The 19,947-nt window shown below is 73.4% G+C and carries 23 protein-coding genes; 17 read left to right on the plus strand and 6 right to left on the minus strand.

Annotation, left to right across the window (positions count from 1 at the left end; translation table 11 throughout):
• The first annotated feature begins 71 nt into the window (after positions 1–71).
• The 9 genes from GPA02_RS07745 to pstB all read left to right on the plus strand — a co-directional run bounded on the left by GPA02_RS07745 (position 72) and on the right by pstB (position 9,421).
• On the plus strand, positions 72–674 hold the full coding sequence (locus GPA02_RS07745; RefSeq protein ID WP_156199375.1) for a hypothetical protein: 603 nt from the start codon (positions 72–74) through the stop codon (positions 672–674).
• Positions 674–1,510 (plus strand): mycothiol synthase, encoded by an 837-nt coding sequence (gene mshD, locus GPA02_RS07750; RefSeq protein WP_156199334.1) that lies wholly within the window; start codon positions 674–676, stop codon positions 1,508–1,510. Before GPA02_RS07745 ends, mshD begins: the two co-directional genes overlap by 1 nt.
• Before the next feature lie 27 nt (positions 1,511–1,537).
• Complete coding sequence (locus GPA02_RS07755) at positions 1,538–1,942, plus strand: VOC family protein (protein ID WP_156199335.1); 405 nt, start codon at positions 1,538–1,540, stop codon at positions 1,940–1,942.
• A gap of 34 nt (positions 1,943–1,976) precedes the next feature.
• A complete protein-coding gene (locus tag GPA02_RS07760; protein ID WP_156199336.1) occupies positions 1,977–4,187 on the plus strand; it encodes an RNA degradosome polyphosphate kinase in 2,211 nt (736 codons plus the stop codon).
• Between the two features lie 6 nt (positions 4,188–4,193).
• Entirely contained in the window at positions 4,194–5,159 is a 966-nt protein-coding gene (locus tag GPA02_RS07765) for an NUDIX hydrolase (RefSeq protein WP_156199337.1), read from the plus strand.
• Between the two features lie 188 nt (positions 5,160–5,347).
• Positions 5,348–6,499, plus strand: a complete 1,152-nt coding sequence (pstS, locus tag GPA02_RS07770; RefSeq protein ID WP_156199338.1) for a phosphate ABC transporter substrate-binding protein PstS — start codon at positions 5,348–5,350, stop codon at positions 6,497–6,499.
• Between the two features lie 86 nt (positions 6,500–6,585).
• Complete coding sequence (gene pstC, locus GPA02_RS07775; protein WP_156199339.1) at positions 6,586–7,548, plus strand: phosphate ABC transporter permease subunit PstC; 963 nt, start codon at positions 6,586–6,588, stop codon at positions 7,546–7,548.
• A complete protein-coding gene (gene pstA, locus GPA02_RS07780) occupies positions 7,548–8,603 on the plus strand; it encodes a phosphate ABC transporter permease PstA (protein WP_156199340.1) in 1,056 nt (351 codons plus the stop codon). The genes pstC and pstA overlap by 1 nt, the downstream gene beginning before the upstream one ends.
• A 38-nt stretch (positions 8,604–8,641) precedes the next feature.
• A complete protein-coding gene (gene pstB, locus GPA02_RS07785; RefSeq protein WP_156199341.1) occupies positions 8,642–9,421 on the plus strand; it encodes a phosphate ABC transporter ATP-binding protein PstB in 780 nt (259 codons plus the stop codon).
• Between the two features lie 5 nt (positions 9,422–9,426).
• On the opposite strand, the gene GPA02_RS19445 is transcribed toward pstB, so the two are convergent.
• The 5 genes from GPA02_RS19445 to GPA02_RS07810 all read right to left on the minus strand — a co-directional run bounded on the left by GPA02_RS19445 (position 9,427) and on the right by GPA02_RS07810 (position 13,404).
• The gene (locus GPA02_RS19445) at positions 9,427–10,032 is read right to left on the minus strand and encodes a septum formation family protein (RefSeq protein ID WP_156199342.1); all 606 of its coding nucleotides are present in this window, start codon (positions 10,030–10,032) and stop codon (positions 9,427–9,429) included.
• Positions 10,033–10,067: 35 nt separating this feature from the next.
• Positions 10,068–10,499: a septum formation family protein gene (locus tag GPA02_RS07795; protein ID WP_156199343.1), complete on the minus strand. Its 432-nt coding sequence runs from the start codon at positions 10,497–10,499 to the stop codon at positions 10,068–10,070.
• A 136-nt stretch (positions 10,500–10,635) separates the two neighbouring features.
• Positions 10,636–11,634 carry an inorganic phosphate transporter gene (locus GPA02_RS07800; RefSeq protein WP_156199344.1) on the minus strand — a complete coding sequence of 333 codons (999 nt, stop codon included), beginning with the start codon at positions 11,632–11,634 and terminating at the stop codon, positions 10,636–10,638.
• A gap of 6 nt (positions 11,635–11,640) precedes the next feature.
• Positions 11,641–12,279 (minus strand): DUF47 domain-containing protein, encoded by a 639-nt coding sequence (locus GPA02_RS07805; protein ID WP_156199345.1) that lies wholly within the window; start codon positions 12,277–12,279, stop codon positions 11,641–11,643.
• A 321-nt stretch (positions 12,280–12,600) separates the two neighbouring features.
• Complete coding sequence (locus GPA02_RS07810) at positions 12,601–13,404, minus strand: response regulator transcription factor (protein WP_156199346.1); 804 nt, start codon at positions 13,402–13,404, stop codon at positions 12,601–12,603.
• Between the two features lie 130 nt (positions 13,405–13,534).
• Between GPA02_RS07810 and GPA02_RS07815 the strand changes: the two genes are divergently transcribed.
• The 6 genes from GPA02_RS07815 to dtd are packed head-to-tail and all read left to right on the plus strand — an operon-like array spanning position 13,535 to position 17,810.
• On the plus strand, positions 13,535–14,266 hold the full coding sequence (locus GPA02_RS07815) for a hypothetical protein (protein WP_156199347.1): 732 nt from the start codon (positions 13,535–13,537) through the stop codon (positions 14,264–14,266).
• Between the two features lie 32 nt (positions 14,267–14,298).
• On the plus strand, positions 14,299–14,886 hold the full coding sequence (locus tag GPA02_RS07820; protein ID WP_156199348.1) for a heme-binding beta-barrel domain-containing protein: 588 nt from the start codon (positions 14,299–14,301) through the stop codon (positions 14,884–14,886).
• A gap of 49 nt (positions 14,887–14,935) precedes the next feature.
• Positions 14,936–16,030: a CAF17-like 4Fe-4S cluster assembly/insertion protein YgfZ gene (ygfZ, locus tag GPA02_RS07825; protein ID WP_156199349.1), complete on the plus strand. Its 1,095-nt coding sequence runs from the start codon at positions 14,936–14,938 to the stop codon at positions 16,028–16,030.
• 55 nt (positions 16,031–16,085) lie between these two features.
• On the plus strand, positions 16,086–16,418 hold the full coding sequence (locus GPA02_RS07830) for a DUF2516 family protein (protein ID WP_240133942.1): 333 nt from the start codon (positions 16,086–16,088) through the stop codon (positions 16,416–16,418).
• Positions 16,415–17,383, plus strand: coding sequence for an asparaginase (locus GPA02_RS07835; protein ID WP_240133943.1), 969 nt, complete (start codon positions 16,415–16,417; stop codon positions 17,381–17,383). Before GPA02_RS07830 ends, GPA02_RS07835 begins: the two co-directional genes overlap by 4 nt.
• A gap of 4 nt (positions 17,384–17,387) precedes the next feature.
• Positions 17,388–17,810 (plus strand): D-aminoacyl-tRNA deacylase, encoded by a 423-nt coding sequence (gene dtd, locus GPA02_RS07840; protein WP_156199350.1) that lies wholly within the window; start codon positions 17,388–17,390, stop codon positions 17,808–17,810.
• Here the strand turns inward: dtd and GPA02_RS07845 are convergent.
• On the minus strand, positions 17,807–18,820 hold the full coding sequence (locus GPA02_RS07845; protein ID WP_156199351.1) for a phosphotransferase enzyme family protein: 1,014 nt from the start codon (positions 18,818–18,820) through the stop codon (positions 17,807–17,809). The two genes, dtd and GPA02_RS07845, sit on opposite strands and share 4 nt — an antisense overlap.
• A gap of 56 nt (positions 18,821–18,876) precedes the next feature.
• Here GPA02_RS07845 and GPA02_RS07850 point away from each other — a divergent pair, with 56 nt between their 5' ends.
• Both GPA02_RS07850 and GPA02_RS07855 read left to right on the plus strand, forming a co-directional pair.
• Entirely contained in the window at positions 18,877–19,395 is a 519-nt protein-coding gene (locus tag GPA02_RS07850) for a gamma carbonic anhydrase family protein (protein WP_204986529.1), read from the plus strand.
• Positions 19,392–19,931: an O-acetyl-ADP-ribose deacetylase gene (locus GPA02_RS07855; RefSeq protein ID WP_156199353.1), complete on the plus strand. Its 540-nt coding sequence runs from the start codon at positions 19,392–19,394 to the stop codon at positions 19,929–19,931. The genes GPA02_RS07850 and GPA02_RS07855 overlap by 4 nt, the downstream gene beginning before the upstream one ends.
• The last annotated feature ends 16 nt before the right edge of the window (positions 19,932–19,947 follow it).

Consider the following 19,947-nt stretch of genomic DNA (forward strand, 5'->3'; position numbering starts at 1 on the left):
GCCGCCGCCACCCCCACGCCCCCGACCGGGAGGAGAGCTCCGTGACCGAACGACGCTTCCGCCGCCCGGCGATGCTCGCCCCCGAGCAGGCCGAGCAGATCGTGAGCGACATCGACCCCGCCGTCCGCTCCGAGGCCGCCCACACCGCCGCCGGCGCCATCGTCCACCGCGGCCGCGCCGGCTCCGACGACCCCGAGCTCGTCGACCGCCTCGTCCACCTCGTCGACACCGAGGGCCTCGACACGGTCGCCGCGCTCTGGGCCGACAGCCCCGCCGACACCCTCCCGGGCGCCCTCTGGCGCCTCTACGCGCTGCGGGAGTGGACCCGCCGCGACCCCCGCACCATCGCCGAGCGGTACCGCCTCGGCATCGACCGCGCCGAGGTCGCCGGCGCCGTCGCCGGTGTCGCCGACACCCCCGGCCCCGAGGAGATCCGCACCATGGCCGACGCCGTGCTCTCCGGCGTCTTCCGCGGCGACCTCGACGTCGCGCTCGAGCGGGCCGGCGCCTTCTGCCGGGTGCTCGCCGTCGGCTCCGCCGTCGACGCCGACGCGATCGCCGGCTCCGACGACCTCGTCGCCACCCGCGTCACCCGCTCGGCGAGCGCGCTCCTCGACACCGCGGGCGAGCTCGAGCACGCCGCGGTCCTCTGGCGCGCGGAGCGCCTCGACTGATGCCGTCCGTCGACCCCGGCCAGGTGCGCGCGCTCGCGACCGTCGTCCACGAGCACGACGGCGTCGCCGCCTTCTCCGAGCAGACCCTCCTCAACCTCACCACGCCGGGCCGCGACGTCGTGCACCTGCCGGTCGTCGAGGGCGAGACCCTCGTCGCCTACGCCCAGCTCGACGACGGCTCCGCCGAGCTCGCCGTGCACCCCGATCACCGCCGCCGCGGCCTCGGGGGCCGGCTGCTCGACGACGTCCTCGCCGCCGCGCCGCAGACCCGGGTCTGGGCGCACGGCCCGCACCCCGGCGCCGCGCGGCTCGCCGCCGGCCGCGGCATGCACGTCGTCCGCGAGCTCTGGCTCATGACGGGGCCGGTCCCGCCGGCGCCCGCACCGCCCGAGGTCCCCGACGGCGTCACCGTCACGACGTTCGACCCCGACCGCGACGCCGAGGACTGGCTCGCCGTCAACGCGCGCGCGTTCGCCCACCACCCCGAGCAGGGCCGCATGACCCGCGCCGACCTCGACGCCCGCCTCGCCGAGCCCTGGTTCGACCCGGAGGGCTTCTGGCTCGCCCGCGACGCCGGTACCGGCGCGCTGCTGGCCTCGATGTGGACCAAGGTGAGCGACGGCGTCGCCGAGATCTACGTGCTCGGCGTCGACCCCGACGCGCAGGGCCGTCGCCTCGGCACCCTGCTCACCGCGCTCGCGATGCACCGGTTCGCCAGCCAGGGCCTGCGCGAGGTCGAGCTCTACGTCGAGGGCGACAACGAGCCCGCGATCCGCACGTATCGCCGAGCGGGACTCGCCCGCGTGCGGGCCGACGTCCAGTACGCGCAGGGTTAGGTTCGACCGGTCGGGAGGAGACCGGGAATGACCCTGCGCTGGTACAGCGTCGTCGTCGACACCCCCGACCCGCGAGCGCTCGCGCGCTGGTGGGCGGAGGCGATCGACTGGCGGATCGTGTTCGAGTCCGACGACGAGGTCGCCCTCGTCCCCGGCTACGTCCGGGGCGAGGAGGACGTGCGCGCGATGGACTGGGAGCGCATGCCACCCGGCCTCGTCTTCGTCCGGGTGCCGGAGCCGAAGACGGCGAAGAACCGCCTCCACATCGACCTCGCCCCGCACACCTCGCAGGACCGCGAGGCCGAGATCGCCCGGCTGGAGGCGCTGGGCGCCACCCGGGTCGACGTCGGCCAGGGCCCGGACGCGTCCTGGACCGTGCTCGCCGACCCCGAGGGCAACGAGTTCTGCGTGCTGTCGGCCCGCGACATGTAGCGCGCCGTTCACCGGCGGGTGTCACGATGTGCACATGAGCGTGGACCAGGCGGCGCCGGCGGCGTCGGACGTCGAGGACGGGGCCGGCGGCCCGGGCGGGGAGCTGCAGCAGCCGCACCTGCCCGAGGACCGCTTCGCCGACCGCGAGCTGTCGTGGCTGCGGTTCAACGAGCGCGTGCTCGAGCTCGCCGAGGACCCCGACATCCCGCTGCTGGAGCGGGTCCGCTACCTCGCGATCTTCGCCTCGAACCTCGACGAGTTCTTCATGGTCCGCGTCGCCGGCCTCAAGCGCCGCATCGCCACCGGCATGGCGGTCACCGCCGCCTCGGGCCTGACCCCGCGGCAGGTGCTCGAGCAGATCAGCGTCACCGCGCACGAGCTGACCGCCCGTCACGCGCGCGTCTTCACCGACGTCGTGCAGCCCGCGCTGCAGGCCGAGGGCATCACGCTCGTGCACTTCGACGCGCTGTCGGACTCCGAGAAGGAGCGCCTGCACAAGTACTTCCGCCGCATGATCTTCCCGGTGCTGACGCCGCTCGCGGTCGACCCGGCGCACCCGTTCCCCTACATCTCGGGGCTCTCGCTCAACCTCGGCGTCATCGTTCGCAACCCCGCCACCGGCAAGGAGCACTTCGCCCGCGTCAAGGTGCCGCCGCTGCTGCCGCGGTTCATCGCCGTCGACGCCCGGGGCAAGCCCCGCTCGCCCGACGACGTCACCGCCGAGATGGCCACCGAGTCCTCGTTCGTGCCGATCGAGGACGTCATCGCCTCCTTCCTCGACTACCTGTTCCCCGGCATGGACGTCGTCGAGCACCACGTGTTCCGGGTGACCCGCAACGAGGACCTCGAGGTGGAGGAGGACGACGCCGAGAACCTGCTCAAGGCGCTCGAGAAGGAGCTGCTGCGGCGCCGATTCGGGCCGCCGGTGCGGCTCGAGCTCGCGGCGGGCTTCACGCCCAAGCTGCGCGAGATGCTCGTGCGCGAGCTGAGCATCGGCGAGCAGGACGTGTACGAGCTGCCGCCGCCGCTGGACCTCACCGGCCTCAACGTCATCGCCGACCTCGACCGCGCCGAGCTGAGCTTCCCGCGGTTCGTGCCCACCACCAACCGCGACCTCGCCGAGGTGGAGAGCGCCAACCCCACCGACATCTTCGCCGCCATCCGCGCCCGCGACGTGCTGCTGCACCACCCCTACGACTCGTTCTCCACGAGCGTGCAGCAGTTCCTCGAGCAGGCGGCCGCCGACCCGCGTGTGCTCGCGATCAAGCAGACCCTCTACCGCACGTCCGGCGACTCGCCGATCGTCGACGCCCTCATCGACGCCGCCGAGGCCGGCAAGCAGGTGCTGGCGATCGTGGAGATCAAGGCCCGTTTCGACGAGCAGGCCAACATCGAGTGGGCGCGCAAGCTCGAGCAGGCCGGCGTCCACGTCGTCTACGGCATCGTCGGGCTCAAGACCCACTGCAAGCTCTCGCTCGTGGTGCGCCAGGAGACCGACGGGCTGCGCCGCTACTGCCACATCGGCACCGGCAACTACAACCCGAAGACCGCGCGGCTGTACGAGGACCACGGGCTGCTCACCTGCCACCCCGACGTCGGGCAGGACCTCACCCGGCTGTTCAACCAGCTCTCCGGCTACGCGCCCAAGTCGAAGTTCCACCGGCTGCTGGTCGCGCCCCGGTCGATCCGCACCGGCCTGATCGAGCGCATCGAGCGCGAGATCGAGCACCACCGCGCCGGCAAGGACGCGTGGATCAAGATGAAGATGAACTCCGTCGTCGACGAGGCGACGATCGACGCGCTCTACCGCGCCTCGCAGGCCGGGGTGCCGATCGACGTCGTCGTCCGCGGCATCTGCGCGATCAAGGCCGGGGTGCCCGGGCTGTCGGAGAACATCCGGGTCCGGTCGATCCTCGGCCGGTTCCTCGAGCACTCCCGCATCTACGCGTTCGCCAACGACGGCGACCCCGACGTCTTCATCGGCAGCGCCGACCTCATGCACCGCAACCTCGACCGCCGGGTCGAGGTGCTCGTCAAGGTCGTCGAGCCCGACCACGTCGCCGAGCTCGTCGGGCTCATCGACGCCTCGGTCGCACCGACGACGGCGTCCTGGCACCTCGAGCACGACCCGGGCGGCGACCAGGTGTGGCGGCGCGTGCACCGCGACGCCGACGGGCAGCCGCTCGCCGACCTGCAGTCGCTGCTGATGTCCGCGCACCGGCGTCCCACCGCGGCGGGCAGGTAGTCGCGGGTGGGCCGGAGGTCGTCGAAGGTCGTCGTCGCGGCCGGTGCGGTCGTGTGGCGTCAGCGCAAGCGCAGCGTCGAGGTGCTGCTCATCCACCGTCCTCGCTACGACGACTGGTCGTGGCCCAAGGGCAAGCTCGCCCCCGGCGAGAGCCTCCCGGCCTGCGCGGTGCGCGAGGTCGCGGAGGAGACCGGGGTGCAGGTGGTGCTCGGGCGCCCGCTGCCCGCGGTCAGCTACCGGCTCACCAGCGGCGCCACCAAGGTCAGCCACTACTGGGCCGCGACCGTCGCACCCGAGGGCGCGGCCGCCGTCAGGGCGCGGACGCGTGTCAAGCCCGCCAAGAACGAGGTCGACGAGGTCCGCTGGGTGTCCGCCGAGAAGGCGATGCGGATGCTCAGCCGCCGCTCGGACCGGGCGCCGTTGTCGGCCCTGCTCGACTACCTCGACGAGGGCAGGCTCGACACCTGGACCGTGCAGCTCGCCCGGCACGGCCGGGCACGGTCGCGCAGCGCGTGGACGAAGGGCGAGGACACCCGGCCGCTCACCTCGGCAGGTCGTCGGCAGGCCCTCGGTCTGGTGCCCTTGCTGTCGGCGTTCGGCGCCGAGGAGGTCGTCACCTCCCCGTGGGCACGCTGCCGCGACACCGTGGCGCCGTACGCTGAGGCCGCCGGGCTCGACCTCGTGCTGGCGCCGCAGCTCACCGAGGACGGCGCCGAGGCGGACCCGCGCAGCGCCCGCGCGCTCGTGCTGGAGACGCTGCGCACCCGCAGCCCCGGCGCGGCCCTGTGCCTGCACCGGCCGACGCTGCCGCTCGTGCTCGACGCCGTCAGCGCGCGCAGCGTGCACCGCGTGCGCGACGTGCTCCCCGAGACCGACCCGTGGCTCGCCAAGGGTGAGCTGCTCGTGCTCCACCTCGCGACGCCCGGCAAGCGCAGGGCACGCGTCGTCGCCGCCGAGCTGCACCGCACCTGAACGCTCCTCGACGGCCCCGTCGCCCCGCCGTCACCCGCTCGTCACCGCGCTCGTGACACGGATCACGACGGCGTGCCGCCGCCGTTCACCTGGCGTTCACCTGGTCGGGGGAGTGCGGTCACCAGCCGCACCTAGCGTCGGGACCGCCCGAGGGAATCGGGCCCCATGACCACAGATAAGGATCGAACGTGAAGCGTGCAACTTGGCGCCCCACCCGCGTGGCGGGCCTTGCGCTCCTGGGCGCGGTCGCGCTCACCGTGGCCGCCTGCGGCCCGGGCGGCGTCGATGGCGACAGCGGGAACGACGACACAGCCGCGACCGGTGGCGGCGCGGACGAGACCAGCGAGCTCTCCGGCGCAATCGCCGGCTCCGGCGCCTCCTCGCAGGAGAACGCCCAGCTCGGCTGGGTGGCCGGGTTCACCGAGGCCAACCCGGGCGTGACGGTCAGCTACGACCCGACCGGCTCCAGCACCGGTCGCGAGCAGTTCCTCAACGGCGCCGTGCAGTTCGCCGGCACCGACTCCCCCCTGAAGCCGGAGGAGCTCGAGGCGGCGCAGGAGCGCTGCGGCGACGGCGAGGCCCTCGAGCTGCCGCTCTACATCTCGCCGATCGCGGTCGTCTACAACCTCCCCGAGGTCGACGCCGAGCACGTCAACCTCACCCCGGAGGCGCTCGCGGGCATCTTCGCCGGCGAGATCACCCGCTGGGACGACCCCGCGATCACCGAGGCCAACGAGGGCGTCGAGCTGCCCGACCTGGCGATCACCCCGGTCAACCGCTCCGACGGCTCCGGCACCACCGAGAACTTCACCGAGTACCTCGCGGCCGTGGCGCCCGACGTCTGGACCCACGAGCCGTCGGACACCTGGCCGATCGAGGGCACCGTCTCCGGTGCGCAGACCCAGGGCATGATCGACACCGTCAGCAGCCAGGAGGGCGCGATCGGCTACGCCGACGCCTCCCGCGCGGGCGACCTCGGCACCGCCGCGATCGGCGTGGGCGAGGAGTTCGTGCCGTACTCCGCGGAGGCCGCCGCGGCCGTCGTCGACGCCTCGCCGCCGACCGAGGACGCCTCCGACCTGCGCCTGACGATCGAGCTGGCCCGCGACACGACCGAGTCCGGCACGTACCCGATCGTGCTGATCTCCTACCTGGTCGCCTGCTCGACGTACGAGAGCGAGGCCGACGCCGCCAACGTCGCCGCCTACCTCTCCTACGTCGCGAGCGAGGAGGGTCAGGAGCGCGCGGCCCAGCCGGACGTCGCCGGGTCCGCCCCGATCTCCGACACCCTGCGCGAGCAGGTCGATGCCGCGATCGAGCAGATCACTGCTGCGGGCTGATTCCCGAGCGGGCTCGGGCACGGGCGGGGAGCGCGACGGCTCCCCGCCCTGTGCCGCGCCCGGAACCGTGACGAGAGGAGTGACCGGTGGCTGCGGTGGCCGGTAGCGAGACGATCCGGCGCGGGCGCGCACCCGGCCGGGTCGGCAACGCGATCTTCCGCGGGGTCTCCTCGAGCGCCGGGATCACGATCGTCGTGCTCCTGGGGCTCGTCGCCGCGTTCCTGGTCTACCGGGCCGTGCCGGCGCTGCTCGCCACGCGCGAGGAGCTCGCCGACGTCGGCTTCATGCGCGGGCAGAGCCTGCTCGGCTACGTCGCGCCGCTCGCGTTCGGGACGGTGCTCTCCTCGGTGATCGCGCTCGTCGTCGCGGTGCCGCTCAGCATCGGGATCGCGCTGTTCATCTCCCACTACGCGCCGCGCCGGCTCGCGCAGGGGCTCGGCTACCTCGTCGACCTGCTCGCCGCGATCCCGTCGGTGATCTTCGGGCTCTGGGGGCTGCAGTTCCTGCAGCCGCTCGTCGGCCCGCTGTTCCAGTGGCTGTCCGACCACATGGGCTGGTTCCCGCCGTTCTCCGGCTACGTCGGCCCCGCGAAGAACATCATGACGGCGGGGCTCGTGCTCGCCGTCATGATCCTGCCGATCATCACCGCGACGATCCGCGAGGTGTTCCTGCAGACGCCGCGGCTGCACGAGGAGGCCTCGCTCGCGCTCGGCGCCACCCGCTGGGAGATGATCCGGCAGGCGGTGCTGCCGTTCGGCCGCTCCGGCATCATCTCCGCCGCGATGCTCGGCATGGGCCGGGCGCTCGGCGAGACGATGGCCGTGCTCATGGTGCTGGCGCCCGGGTTCGCCATGAACCTCTACGTGCTGCGACCGGGCCAGCACCAGTCGATCGCCGCGAACATCGCCAACCAGTTCCCCGAGGCCGGGGCGCTCGGCGCCGACGTGCTCATCGCGACCGGTCTGTTCCTGTTCCTGCTGACGTTCGCCGTCAACCTCGCCGCCCGCTGGGTGATCAACCGGCGGGCCGAGTTCTCCGGAGCCAACTGATGACCGCGGTCTCGGTCCCGCCCAAGCCCGTCCGGCGCCGCCGGCGGCTGCCCGCCTACGCGCCGTGGGCGGTGCTCGCGGGCGCGCTCGGCGTCGGCGCGCTGCTGTCGCTGCTGAGCGGCACCTTCACGTTCACGGGTGCGCTGCTCTTCGGCGCGCTGGTGCACGTCGTCGCGATCACGACGCTCTCCGCGGTCGTCGAGGGCCGCCGCTGGGCGACCGACCGGCTCGCGACCACGCTGGTGACGGCGGCCTTCGTGCTCGCCGCCATCCCGCTGGTCTCGCTCGTCGTGCTGGTGCTGCGGTTCGGCATGGAGCGGTTCAGCTGGACCTTCCTCAACGACGACATGGTCGGGATCTTCGGGGCCTCGGTCGAGGGCGGCGTCTTCCACGCGATCATCGGCACGCTCTGGGTGACCGGGCTGTGCTCGCTCGTCGCGATCCCGCTCGGGATCCTTACCGCCGTCTACCTCGTCGAGTACGCCCGTCCCGGCCCGCTCAAGCGCGCGATCACCGTGCTGGTCGACGTCATGACCGGCATCCCCTCGATCGTCGCCGGCCTGTTCGCGGCGACGCTGTTCATGGTCGTCGTCGGGCCGCAGTACAAGGCCGGCGTCATGGGCGCGGTCGCGCTCGCGCTGCTGATGACGCCGGTGGTGGTGCGCTCGGTCGAGGAGATGCTGCGGCTCGTGCCGAACGAGCTCCGCGAGGCCGCGTACGCGCTCGGCGTCCCGAAGTGGCTGACGGTCGTCAAGGTCGTGCTGCGCACCGCGATCGCCGGCATCACGACCGGCGTCATGATCGCGATCGCCCGCGTCATCGGCGAGACGGCGCCGCTGCTGCTGACCGTCGGCATCGTCGCCAACGTCAACTGGAACGCCTTCGACGGCCGCATCGCCACGCTGCCGGTCTACGTGTTCCGGCAGTACGCGCAGGGCGGCGCCAGCGTCGACCGCGCGTGGGCCGGCGCGCTCACCCTCATCCTCATCGTCATGCTGCTCAACCTGGTGGCCCGCCTCGTGAGCAGGTACTTCTCCCCGAAGGGCGCCCGCTGACGCGGCGCCCTCGACGACCCACCCCAGGAGCCCCCACCGTGTCCAAGCGCATCGACGTGAGCGACCTCGACGTCTACTACGGCGACTTCCTCGCCGTCGAGGGCGTCACGATGACGATCGAGGCGCGCTCGATCACCGCCCTCATCGGGCCCTCCGGCTGCGGCAAGTCCACCTTCCTCCGCACCCTCAACCGCATGCACGAGGTCATCCCCGGTGCGCGCGTCGAGGGCAAGGCGGTCATGGACGGCGTCGACCTGTACGGCAAGCACGTCGACCCGGTCGAGGTGCGCCGTCAGATCGGGATGGTGTTCCAGCGCCCCAACCCGTTCCCGACGATGTCGATCGCCGACAACGTCCTCGCCGGTGTCAAGCTCAACAACCGTCGGCTGCCGCGGTCGGAGCAGGAGGAGATCGTCGAGCGTGCGCTCACCGGCGCGAACCTCTGGAACGAGGTCAAGGACCGGCTGAACCGGCCCGGCTCGTCGCTCTCGGGTGGTCAGCAGCAGCGGCTGTGCATCGCGCGCGCGATCGCCGTCCGGCCGCAGGTGCTGCTCATGGACGAGCCCTGCTCGGCGCTCGACCCGATCTCCACGCTGGCGATCGAGGACCTCATGAACGAGCTCAAGGACGACTACACGATCGTCATCGTCACCCACAACATGCAGCAGGCCGCGCGGGTGTCCGACCGGACCGGCTTCTTCAACATCGCCGGCACCGGCAAGCCGGGTCGTCTCATCGAGATCGACGACACCTCGGTGATGTTCTCCAGCCCGTCGCAGAAGGCGACCGAGGACTACATCTCCGGCCGCTTCGGCTGAGCCGGTTACAGCCCGGAGCCCTCGAAGCTCTCGGTGACCGTGCGGAGGTCCTCGTGGAAGGCGAGGCAGATGATCTCGCGGTCGCCCACCGTCCAGGTCGCCTCCGAGGGGCCGAGCCCGTCGTGCTCCAGCTCGGACTCCGACGGCGGGGTGCCGACGAAGCCCTCGAACGCGGCCTCGCACTCGGTCGCGATCGCCTCGGTCACCGCCTGGTCGCCGGGGAAGTCGCCGTCGGGCAGGTCGACGACGGCGAACACCTGGGCGTCGTGCTCGGTCGTGCAGTCGACGGCGGGGAGGTCGGAGACGCCCTCGGCGGTGAGGATCTCCATGAGGTTGATGCAGGCGCCGACGTCGGCGGTCGGGACGTCCTCGATCCCGGGCGTGCCGTCGTCGGCGGGGTCGGTGGTGCCCGCGTCGTCGGTCGGCTCGGCCGGCTCGGTCGGCTCGGTCGCGGCGTCGTCGGTGGCGGCGTCCTCGGTGGTCGCCGACCCGGTCGGGTCGGCGGGCGCGGGGTCCTCGGACCCCCCGCTGCACGCCGCGAGGGCGACGAGGAGGCTCGCCGACCCGGCCAGGCCGAGCAGGGCGCGGGCGGCGGGTCGGCGAGCTCTCATCAGGTCTCCCTCGTGGCGCGTGCGGATGACGCGGCTCAGATCGCCGCGCCCTCCCACGACTCGGTCGTGGACTCGCCCACGGCGAAGCAGATGACCTCGCGGTCGTTGGCCTGGTCCCAGGTGTCCTGCGACGGGCCGACGTAGGTCATCTGCAGCGAGGACTCGTCGAAGGAGATCCCGACGAAGCTCTCGAAGGCCTCGCGGCAGCCCTCCTCGGCGGCGGCGCTGATGCCCTCCTGGCCGGGGAAGTCGCCGTCCTCGATGTCGAACTTGCCGATGACCTGGCTGTCGTGCTCCTCGGAGCAGTCGACCGTGGGGATCTCGGTGATCTCGCCCATGAGGTCGTCGGAGTTCACGCACTCTCCGACCTCGGCGGTGGCGACCTGCTGGTTGCACGCGGCCAGCGAGCCGATGAGGCCGAGGCCGGCGAGCGCAACGAACGAGGTCCGGATGATGCGGGTCTTCACAGGTGCTCCCCTGAGCTGTCGAGTCTGACGGACGGTGCGAGTCTAGGGGCAGGCCTCCCGGCGGCACCGCCGCCGCGATGGGCAGGCCTCCCCACCCCGCGACAGGCGCGACGCGCAGGACTCAGAGGCGCAGGACTCAGAGGAACAGCGAGATCAGCAGGTAGAGCCCGGCGGCGACCGCGGCCGCGGCCGGGATCGTCAGCACCCAGGCCGTCGCGATCGAGCGGGCCACGCCCCACCGCACGGCCGAGAGCCGCTTGGTGGCACCGACGCCCATGATCGCCGAGGTGATCGTGTGCGTCGTCGAGATCGGCGCGTGGAACACGAACGCGGTCGTGTACAGCACCGACGCGGCCACCGACTCCGCGACGAAGCCGCGCGCGGGGTCGAGCTCGATGATCTTGCGACCGAGGGTGCGCATGATGCGCCAGCCGCCCGCGTAGGTGCCGGCCGAGATCGCGAGCGCCGCGGCCAGCTTCACCCACAGCGGGATCTCGTGGTCGGTCTGGAAGCCGCCGACGACGAGCGCGAGCACGATGACGCCCATCGTCTTCTGCGCGTCCTGCAGGCCGTGCCCGAGCGCCATCGCGCCGGCCGAGATCGTCTGCGCGATCCGGAACCGGCGGAACGCCTTGCCGGGGGCGGCGTTGCGGAAGATCCACAGCACGCCGACCATCAGCAGGAACGCCAGCGTGAACCCGACGAGCGGCGACACCACCATCGGGATGACGACCTTGTCGAGGATGACCTGCCAGTGCACGCCCGTGAACGAGGCGACGCCCGCGCCGGTGAGGCCGCCGATGAGGGCGTGCGTCGAGGAGGACGGCAGCCCCAGCCACCAGGTGATGAGGTTCCACACGATCGCACCCACCAGACCTGTGAGCACGACGACGAGGCCGTCCGGCCCCGTGGGGGCGTCGATGATGCCGCTGCCGATGGTCTGCGCGACCCCGGTGCCCAGCAGCGCACCGATGAGGTTCATGACCGCCGCGAGGATGAGCGCGGTGCGCGGCGTCAGCGCCCGCGTCGAGACCGAGGTCGCGATCGCGTTCGCGGCGTCGTGGAAGCCGTTCGTGTAGTCGAACGCCAGCGCGAGGACGACGACGAGGACGACGAGCAGGAAGGTGAGGTCCACCGGTCCTCAGGACTCCTTGAGGCAGATCGTCTCGACCCAGTTCGCGACGGTCTCGAAGCTGTCGGCGGCCCCCTCGAGGGCGTCGATGACGCCCTTGAGCTTCATCATCTCCACGACGCCGGCCGGGGTGGCCTGGTAGCGCGGGTTGCTGAACAGGTCGGCGTTGAGGGCCCGGTAGGCGCGGTCGGCCTCGTTCTCGAGCCGGTTGACCTCGATCCAGTACTCCTGCAGGCCCTCCATCGTGCGCAGCCGCGGCATCGCGTCGGCCGTCAGCTCCGCCGCCCGCTGCAGCGTGACCACCTGGTCGTTGACCTTCGCGGGGAGGTCGTCGACGGCGTAGAGCACGACCATCTCGCCCGCCGCCTCCATGAAGTCCATGCAGTCGTCGAGGTTCGAGGCGAGCGCGTAGATGTCGTCACGGTCGAACGGGGTGACGAACGTCTGGTTGAGCCGCCGCATGATGCCGTGGGTGGCATCGTCGGCGAGGTGCTCGACGTCGCGCAGCTTCTCCGTCAGCGGAGGGCGCTCAGCGGGTGGCGCGCCGATCACCTGGGCGAGCACGTCGGCTCCCGTCACCAGGTGGCCTGCGAGGCTCGCGAACAGGTCGAAGAACGTGGTGTCGCGAGGAGTCATGCGGAACCGCATGGGTGTCTCCGTGGTCTCGAGAAGCCAAATCGGTGCCAAGGCTAGGGCACTCGGGGGACTCGTGGCGCCCGTCGGGCGCATGCGGAGGTGCGGTGAACGTCACGCCCGCGTCGTCGCGCACGGCGGGCCCATGTTGCGCGACGACGTGCCGGCCACCTCGGAGGGCTGCGGTGATGATGCCGGGCCGTCCAGCGCCTGACGGCGCGAAGGCCGCTCGTAGCGGCTGTGTGTGGAGCCCGGGGCCGGTAAGCGGCCCGGCATCGCGACGAGTCTAGGTGCCGCGACCCGGTGCACCGCACCACGGGCCGGGGGTCGCGGATCTCAGCGGTGACCGCTGCGCTGCTCGGAGAGCCCGTCCCGGTCGGCCCGGTCCGCCGGGTCGGTCTGCTCGTCCGTGCCGGTGCCGGTGCCGGTGCCGTCGACGTCGTCGCTCGGGCGGGCGTCACGCCGCTCGCGCTGGGGCTCGAACCGGTACCCCACGTTGCGGACGGTGCCGATCATCGAGTCGTGCTCGGGTCCGAGCTTCGCGCGCAGCCGCCGCACGTGCACGTCGACCGTGCGCGTGCCGCCGAAGTAGTCGTAGCCCCACACCTCCTGCAGCAGCTGCGCCCGGGTGAACACCCGGCCCGGGTGCTGCGAGAGGTACTTGAGGAGCTCGAACTCCTTGTAGGTGAGGTCGAGCGCACGCCCGCGCAGCCGGGCCGTGTAGCCGCCGGCGTCGATGCGCAGCTCGCCCGCCTCGATCTCCTCGACCTCGTTCTCTGCGGGGGAGACGTGGCCGCGGTCGATCGCCAGCCGCAGCCGGGCGTCCAGCTCCGCGGGCCCGGCATCGGCGAGCACGACGTCGTCCATGCCCCAGTCGACGCCCACGACCGGCAGCCCGCCCTCGGTCAGCACGAGCAGCAGCGGCACGTCGATGCCGGTGGAGCGCATCAGCTGGCACGTCGAGCGCGCGCGTGCCAGGTCGCGCCGGCCGTCGACCAGGACCGCGTCGGACTCCGGCGCGTCGAGCAGCGCCGAGGGCTCCAGCGGCACCACCCGCACGCGATGCGGCAGCAGAGCCAGGGCGCCGAGCACCTGCGCCGACCCACCTGGCTCCGAGGTAAGCATCAGCAGATCCGCCATGCGTCTTCCTCCCGCACCAGTCGTCGCAGTCTAGAGCCCCGGCGTGCCGGGCGACTCCGGGTAGGTTGAGCGCTGGACGGCGCAGCGCGCGTGGACGCGTCGTCGACTCGGTCGAGGGGTTGGGCTGGCGATGATCAGGGGTGCCTTCCGCAGCGTCGTGACGGCGACCGCCGCCGCCGGCGTCGGCATCACCGCGTTCGGCGAGCGGCCCCTCCTCGTCGGCACCGTGCTCGGCGTGTCGGCCCTGTTCTCGGTCGGCTGGCCGAGCCTTCTCGGGCTCCCCACACGTCGGGGTGCGGTCGCCGTCCTGCTGCTCACCGCGGCGAGCGCGGTGGCGGTCGTCGAGCTGACCGCGGACGTCGCGTGGCTGGCGCTCGTGCTGGCCGGCGCGGTGCTCGCGGGGTTCGTGCACGAGCTCGCGCGACGCGACGGCCGGCCCCGTCTCGTGGAGTCGGTCTCCGGCATGGTCGCCGGCAGCGTCGTCGTCGTCTCCGCCGCCGGGTGGCTCGCGCTCGGCACCGGCGGCGCCCAGGTGGCGCTGCTGCTCACCGGTGCGGTGACGCTGGCCGCGGCCTCGGCGGTGATGGCGATCCCGCTGCCCTCGCCCTACTCCTCGGTGCTGACGATCACGCTGACGGCGCTCGTCGGCGTCGGCGTCGGCTATCTGCTGGTGACGGTCGGCATGACCACCGGCGTGCTGGTCGGCCTCGCGGCGGGCCTCCTCACCGCGACCGTGCACCACCTGTTCGGGCAGTTCCCCGCCTCCGGCCGGCTCTGGCCCGCGATCTCGGCCGCGATGCTCGCGGTGGCCGTCAGCGGGCTGCCTGTCTACGTCGTCGGCCGGGTCCTCCTCGTCACCTGACCGGTACCGCCGCCTCGTCGTAGGCTCACGACGTGACGTTCTCCTTCCCCGAGGGGCTGGCCCCGGAGGTCTACCCGCTCGCCTGGCTCGTCGGAGGCTGGCGCGGCCCGGGCTTCCTCGAGTACCCCGACATCCCCAAGCGCCCGATCGTCTCCGAGGTCACCTTCGACCACGACGGCGGCCCGTACCTGCTGTACCGGGCGACCACGTGGCTGCTCGACGGCGAGCTCGACTCGATCGAGGAGCGTGTCGACCTCGACACGCTGCGCCCGGGGCAGCTGTGGTCGAGCGAGTCCGGCTACTGGCGGGTGACCCCGCGCCCGCCGGACGACGCGAGCGCGCTCACCGAGCAGCCCTCCGCGCCCGGGACCGTACCGAGCGAGATCGAGGTGCTGCTCGCCGACCCCAGCGGGCACGTGTCGGTGTACCTCGGGCAGGCGCAGGGCCCGCGCGTGGAGCTGGCGACCGACGTCGTCGCGCGCACGAACTTCGGCGCGGAGGTCACCGCCGCCAGCCGCATCTACGGCCTCGTGCAGAGCGAGCTGTTCTGGGCGTGGGACCTCGCCGCCTTCGGGCACGAGCTGCAGTCCTACGCCTCCGGGCGGCTGCAGCGGCTGTGAGCGCGGCCGGTCGCAGGAATGCCCACGACGCGCGGGCGTTGAGGACGGTATGAGCTCTCCGTTGCTGACCAGGCCGGGCGCGGTCCCCGCGGGCGGACCCGACGAGGGCGTCGCCGCGCACTACGGCGACCCGGTGGCCGAGCAGCGCGCGCTCGAGCGCGGCATCGGCGTCACCGACCTGTCCCACCTCGGGGTCGCGGCCGTCACCGGCCCGGACCGGCTCACCTGGCTGCACTCGCTCGCCAGCCAGCAGCTGGCCGACCTGGCGCCGCTGGTCCCGACCGAGATGCTGCTGCTCGACCCGCAGGGGCACGTCCAGCACGCCGCGGCGGTGCTCGACGACGGCACCACGACCTGGCTGGTCACCGAGCGCGACGGCGTCGGGCCGCTGGTCGCGTTCCTCGACTCGATGCGGTTCATGCTGCGCGTCGAGGTCCGCGAGGTCGACGAGCTCGCGGTGCTCGGCACGCACGGCGACGGGCCCGGGCTGCGGCTGCCCGACGGGGAGGAGCCGCTGCGCTGGCTCGACCCCTGGCCGCGGGTCGCGGACAGCTCGACCGCGTACGGCCCCACCACCGGCCACCCCGGCGAGCAGCGCTCGGCCGCCTGGTGGCTCGTCCCGCGGGACCGGCTCGAGGCGGTCGTCGACGCCGCCACCGCCGCGGGCGCCCGGCTCGCCGGCGTCTGGGCGTGGGAGGCGCTGCGGGTCGCCGCCTGGCGGCCGCGGCTGGCCCGTGAGGTCGACGAGCGCACGCTGCCGCACGAGCTCGACTGGCTCCGCACCGCCGTCCACCTCACCAAGGGCTGCTACCGCGGCCAGGAGACGGTCGCGAAGCTGTTCAACCTCGGCAAGCCGCCGCGGCGGCTCGTCGCGCTGCACATCGACGGCTCCGACCACCTGATCCCCGAGGTCGGTGCGGCGGTCATGGCCGGGGAGCGGGAGGTCGGCAGGCTCACCTCGGTCGCGCGGCACCACGACCTCGGACCCATCGGGCTGGCGGTCGTCAAGCGTTCGCTCGACCCGACCCTGGAGCTCGTGGTCGACGGCGTCGCGGCCGCGCAGGAGACGATCGTCTCGCCCGACGGCGTCGGGACCGGACGCCCCGACCCGATCGACCGCGCGGGGCTGCGCCGCCGCCCCTAGCGCGGCACCGGAGCGGCCCCGGCGATCCCACACAGCGGTGGCGTACGCTGCTCGGGTGAGCGCGATCGGCCTGCTGCAGATGTATCTGTTCCTGGGCCTCTCGCTCGTGGGCGTGGCGCTGGAGATCTGGGCGCTGATCCACGCGGCCCGCACGCCCGCCCCCAGCTTCGAGGCGGCCGACAAGCGCACGAAGACCTTCTGGGCGGCCGTGCTCGCCGGTGCGGTGCTCGTCGGGTTCCTCGGCATCCCGCCGCCGATCGGCGTCTCGCCGCTGCCGGTCCTGTTCGTGCTGATCGCCGTCGTCCCCGCCGGCGTCTACCTCGCCGACGTGCGCCCCGCCGTGGACCGCTACTCGGGTCGCGGGCGCCGCGACGGATCGCGCTGGTGACCCCGCAGCCCCACCTGCTGCGCACCCCGCCCGGCGAGCCGCTGGCGTGGGTGGTGCGCGGCCGCGTCGCGGAGTCCGTGCACACCGGCCACCTGCTGGTCACGTCGGCCGGCGGCGACCGGCTCGTCCTCGGCGACCCCGACGCCCCGGTGCTGGCCCGCTCCTCGCTCAAGCCGCTGCAGGCGCTCGCGATGCTGCGCACGGGTGTGCGGCTCGACGACCGCCAGCTCGCGCTCGCGTGCGGCTCGCACGCCGGCACCCCCGCCCACGTCGAGGTCGCGCGCTCGGTCCTGCGCTCGGTCGGTCTCGACGACGACGCGCTGCAGAACACGCCCGACTGGCCGCTGGACCGCGAGGCGCGCTCCGCCGTCGTGCGCGCCGGCGCGGGCCCGGCGTCGATCACGCAGAACTGCTCGGGCAAGCACGCCGCGATGCTCGCGACGTGCGTCGCGGCGGGCTGGTCGACGGCGGACTACCGCTCGCCGGACCACCCGCTGCAGCGGGCGATCGCCGAGGTGGTCGCCGAGGTCAGCGGCGTCCGGCCCGGCGAGGTGACTGTCGACGGCTGCGGCGCCCCGCTGTTCTCCGGGACGCTGCGCGGGCTGGCACGGGGGCTGAGCGCGCTCGTCGACGCCGAGCCAGGCACCCACGAGCACCGCATCGCGCACGTGATGCGCAGCCACCCCGAGCTCGTGGCGGGCGAGGGCCGCGTCGACACCGAGGCGATGCGCACGGTGCCGGGGCTCGTCGTCAAGGGTGGCGCCGAGGGCGTGCTCGCCGCCGCGCTGCCCGGCGGCCGCGCCGTCGTCGCGAAGGTCGCCGACGGCAGCCAGCGGCCGGTGCCGGTGGTGCTCGCCGAGGCGCTGCGGCTGCTGGGGGAGCGCGGCCCGGGGGAGTGGGCGCGCGTGCCGGTGCTCGGGCACGGCGAGCCGGTGGGCTCCGTCGTGGCGGCCTTCGGGGGCTGAGGGCGTGCGAGCGGTCCTGCAACGCGTGACGTCCGCGCGGGTGCGCGTCGACGGCGAGGTCGTCGGCGAGATCGGCGCGGGACTGGTCGCGCTCGTGGGTGTCGCACCGACCGACGGCGAGGACGACGCCGCCACGATCGCGCGCAAGATCGCCGAGCTGCGGATCCTGCGCGACGAGCGGTCGGTCGTCGACACCGGCGCCGGCGTGCTCGTCGTCTCGCAGTTCACGCTCTACGGCGACGCCCGCAAGGGGCGTCGCCCCTCGTGGTCCGGCGCCGCTCCCGGGCCCGTGGCCGAGCCGCTGGTCGACCGGGTGGCGGCGCTGCTGCGCGAGCGCGGCGTCGTCGTCGCGACCGGGGTGTTCGGCGCGATGATGGAGGTCGAGCTCGTCAACGACGGCCCGATGACGCTGCTGCTGGAGACCTAGCCGAGGGTCCGCGTCTCGCCCACCGCGCGGGTGAACCGGCCGGTCTCGCGCCAGGCACGGAGCCGGTCGCACGTGACGGCGGCGTAGGCGGCGGCCTCGGCGCGCAGCGACGCCGTGCTCGTGGTGAGCAGGTCGTTGCCCAGCAGCAGCTGACGACCGGCGACCAGCGTCTCGAACGTCGCCTCGTCCACCTCGGGCAGCGGCCGCACGGTCGCGTACCCGGCGCGCATCGCCGCCTCGGCGGCGTCGCCGGAGGCGGACCAGCCGCGCAGGTAGAACGCGCTGATCGCGAGGTCCAGCACGGGTGTGCCGAGGCCGGAGTCGTCGAAGTCGAACACCGCGAGTCGGCCCTCGTGCCACTTGAGGTTGCCGCCGTGCAGGTCGGCGTGGATCGGGATGAGGTCGGCCTCGCCGATGGCGGCGTACGCCGCGCAGGCGTCGGCGAGCGCGCCGAGCACCAGCTCGGCGCCGCCGTCGGGCAGCGGCGAGGAGCTCAGCACGTCCTCGGCGCCGAACAGCGGGTCGTCATAGACCGGCAGCGACGCGCCCTCGGGCGGGTGCCACCGCTCGGCGTGCTCGTGCATCCGCGCCATCGTGGCGCCGAGCGTGTGCGCCTGCTCCTCGGAGAGGTCGGTGCCGACATCGTCGCCTGGCAGCCAGGAGGCCGCGACGACGACGACGTCGCGACCCACCTCGGCGCTGGCGACGACCGCGTGGTCCTGGCCGTCGGGTCCGAGCACCGGGTCCGGCACGGCGATGGCGGTGTCTCGCGCGAGCGCGTGCATCCACGCGTGCTGCGCCGCCAGCTGCGCGGTCGTGCTGTCGGAGTTCGTCAGCACCCGCACCGCGACGACCTCGCCCTGCGGCGTGGTCAGGCGGAACGTCGTGTTGTAGGCGTGGCTCACCAGGGCCAGGTCGGCGGCCTCCAGCCCCAGCTGGCGGGCGCCCTCGGCCGCGACCGGCCGCAGCAGCTCGACCTGGGAGTCGGCGTCGAGGTCGGCGTAGGTCATCGGCCCAGCGTAGGACCGGCTGACGCCGCGGGGCCGGGCGCGGCATGATCGACCGCATGATCGTCGAGCTCCCCGACCGCGACGGCCCGCACGTGCACGACGGCGCCTGGGTCGCGCCCACCGCCACCCTGATCGGCGACGTCCACCTCGCCGAGGGTGCCAACGTCTGGTACGGCGCCGTCCTGCGCGGCGACGAGGACCGCATCGAGATCGGTCCCCGGTCCAACGTCCAGGACGGCTGCGTCATGCACACCGACCCCGGGCACCCGGTCCGCGTCGGCGCGGACGTCACGATCGGGCACGGCGCGATCGTGCACGGCGCCACGATCGCCGACGGCGTGCTGATCGGGATGGGGTCGATCCTGCTCAACGGCGCCGTCATCGGCTCCGGCTCAGTCATCGGTGCGGGTGCGCTCGTGTCGGAGGGCGTCGAGATCCCGCCGAACTCGCTCGTGCTCGGGGTGCCCGGCAAGGTGCGCCGCGAGACCACCGAGGAGGAGCGGGCCGCCGTCGCCCGCAGCGCGCCCGGCTACGTCGCGCGCGCGCAGCGGCACCGGGGAGCGACCACCCGGTGAGCACGGGCGCGACCATCGAGGCCGTCCAGGGCGACATCACGACCCAGCAGGTCGACGCGATCGTCAACGCGGCGAACTCCTCGCTGCTGGGCGGCGGCGGTGTCGACGGCGCCATCCACCGCGCCGCCGGCCCAGCGCTGCTGGCCGAGTGCCGGCGACTGCGCGAGGAGCGGCTCCCGGACGGGCTGCCCACCGGCCAGGCCGTCGCCACCGGCGCGGGGAACCTCCCCGCACGCTGGGTGATCCACACGGTCGGCCCCGACCGCGGCCGCGGTCAGACCGACCCCGCGCTGCTCGCGTCCTGCTTCGCCTCCAGCCTGCAGGTCGCCGCCGACCTGGGCGCGACGTCGGTCGCGTTCCCGGCCGTCTCGGCCGGTGTCTACGGGTGGGACGTCACCGAGGTGGCGCGGGCCGCCGTCGGGACCGTCCGCGAGGTGCTCGACGACGGCCGGGCCGGCCCGGTGCGCCTGGTCCGGTTCGTGCTGTTCTCGCCCGCCGCGCTCGCGGCGTTCGACGCCGCGCTCGCGCAGGCCTGAGGTTGCCAGGCACGCG

The sequence above is a fragment of the Actinotalea caeni genome (assembly GCF_009733795.1).
In the GTDB taxonomy this organism is placed as follows: Bacteria; Actinomycetota; Actinomycetes; order Actinomycetales; family Beutenbergiaceae; genus Pseudactinotalea; species Pseudactinotalea caeni.

What these genes read in the sequence shown, in the direction of transcription:
- GPA02_RS07745 (WP_156199375.1), top strand. Translation starts at nt 72, where the DNA reads ATGCTCGCCCCCGAGCAGGCCGAGCAGATCGTGAGCGACATCGACCCC.
- mshD (WP_156199334.1), top strand. Translation starts at nt 674, where the DNA reads ATGCCGTCCGTCGACCCCGGCCAGGTGCGCGCGCTCGCGACCGTCGTC.
- GPA02_RS07755 (WP_156199335.1), top strand. Translation starts at nt 1,538, where the DNA reads ATGACCCTGCGCTGGTACAGCGTCGTCGTCGACACCCCCGACCCGCGA.
- GPA02_RS07760 (WP_156199336.1), top strand. Translation starts at nt 1,977, where the DNA reads ATGAGCGTGGACCAGGCGGCGCCGGCGGCGTCGGACGTCGAGGACGGG.
- pstA (WP_156199340.1), top strand. Translation starts at nt 7,548, where the DNA reads ATGACCGCGGTCTCGGTCCCGCCCAAGCCCGTCCGGCGCCGCCGGCGG.
- GPA02_RS19445 (WP_156199342.1), bottom strand. Translation starts at nt 10,032, where the DNA reads ATGAGAGCTCGCCGACCCGCCGCCCGCGCCCTGCTCGGCCTGGCCGGG.
- GPA02_RS07805 (WP_156199345.1), bottom strand. Translation starts at nt 12,279, where the DNA reads ATGCGGTTCCGCATGACTCCTCGCGACACCACGTTCTTCGACCTGTTC.
- GPA02_RS07810 (WP_156199346.1), bottom strand. Translation starts at nt 13,404, where the DNA reads ATGGCGGATCTGCTGATGCTTACCTCGGAGCCAGGTGGGTCGGCGCAG.
- GPA02_RS07815 (WP_156199347.1), top strand. Translation starts at nt 13,535, where the DNA reads ATGATCAGGGGTGCCTTCCGCAGCGTCGTGACGGCGACCGCCGCCGCC.
- ygfZ (WP_156199349.1), top strand. Translation starts at nt 14,936, where the DNA reads ATGAGCTCTCCGTTGCTGACCAGGCCGGGCGCGGTCCCCGCGGGCGGA.
- GPA02_RS07845 (WP_156199351.1), bottom strand. Translation starts at nt 18,820, where the DNA reads ATGACCTACGCCGACCTCGACGCCGACTCCCAGGTCGAGCTGCTGCGG.
- GPA02_RS07850 (WP_204986529.1), top strand. Translation starts at nt 18,877, where the DNA reads ATGATCGTCGAGCTCCCCGACCGCGACGGCCCGCACGTGCACGACGGC.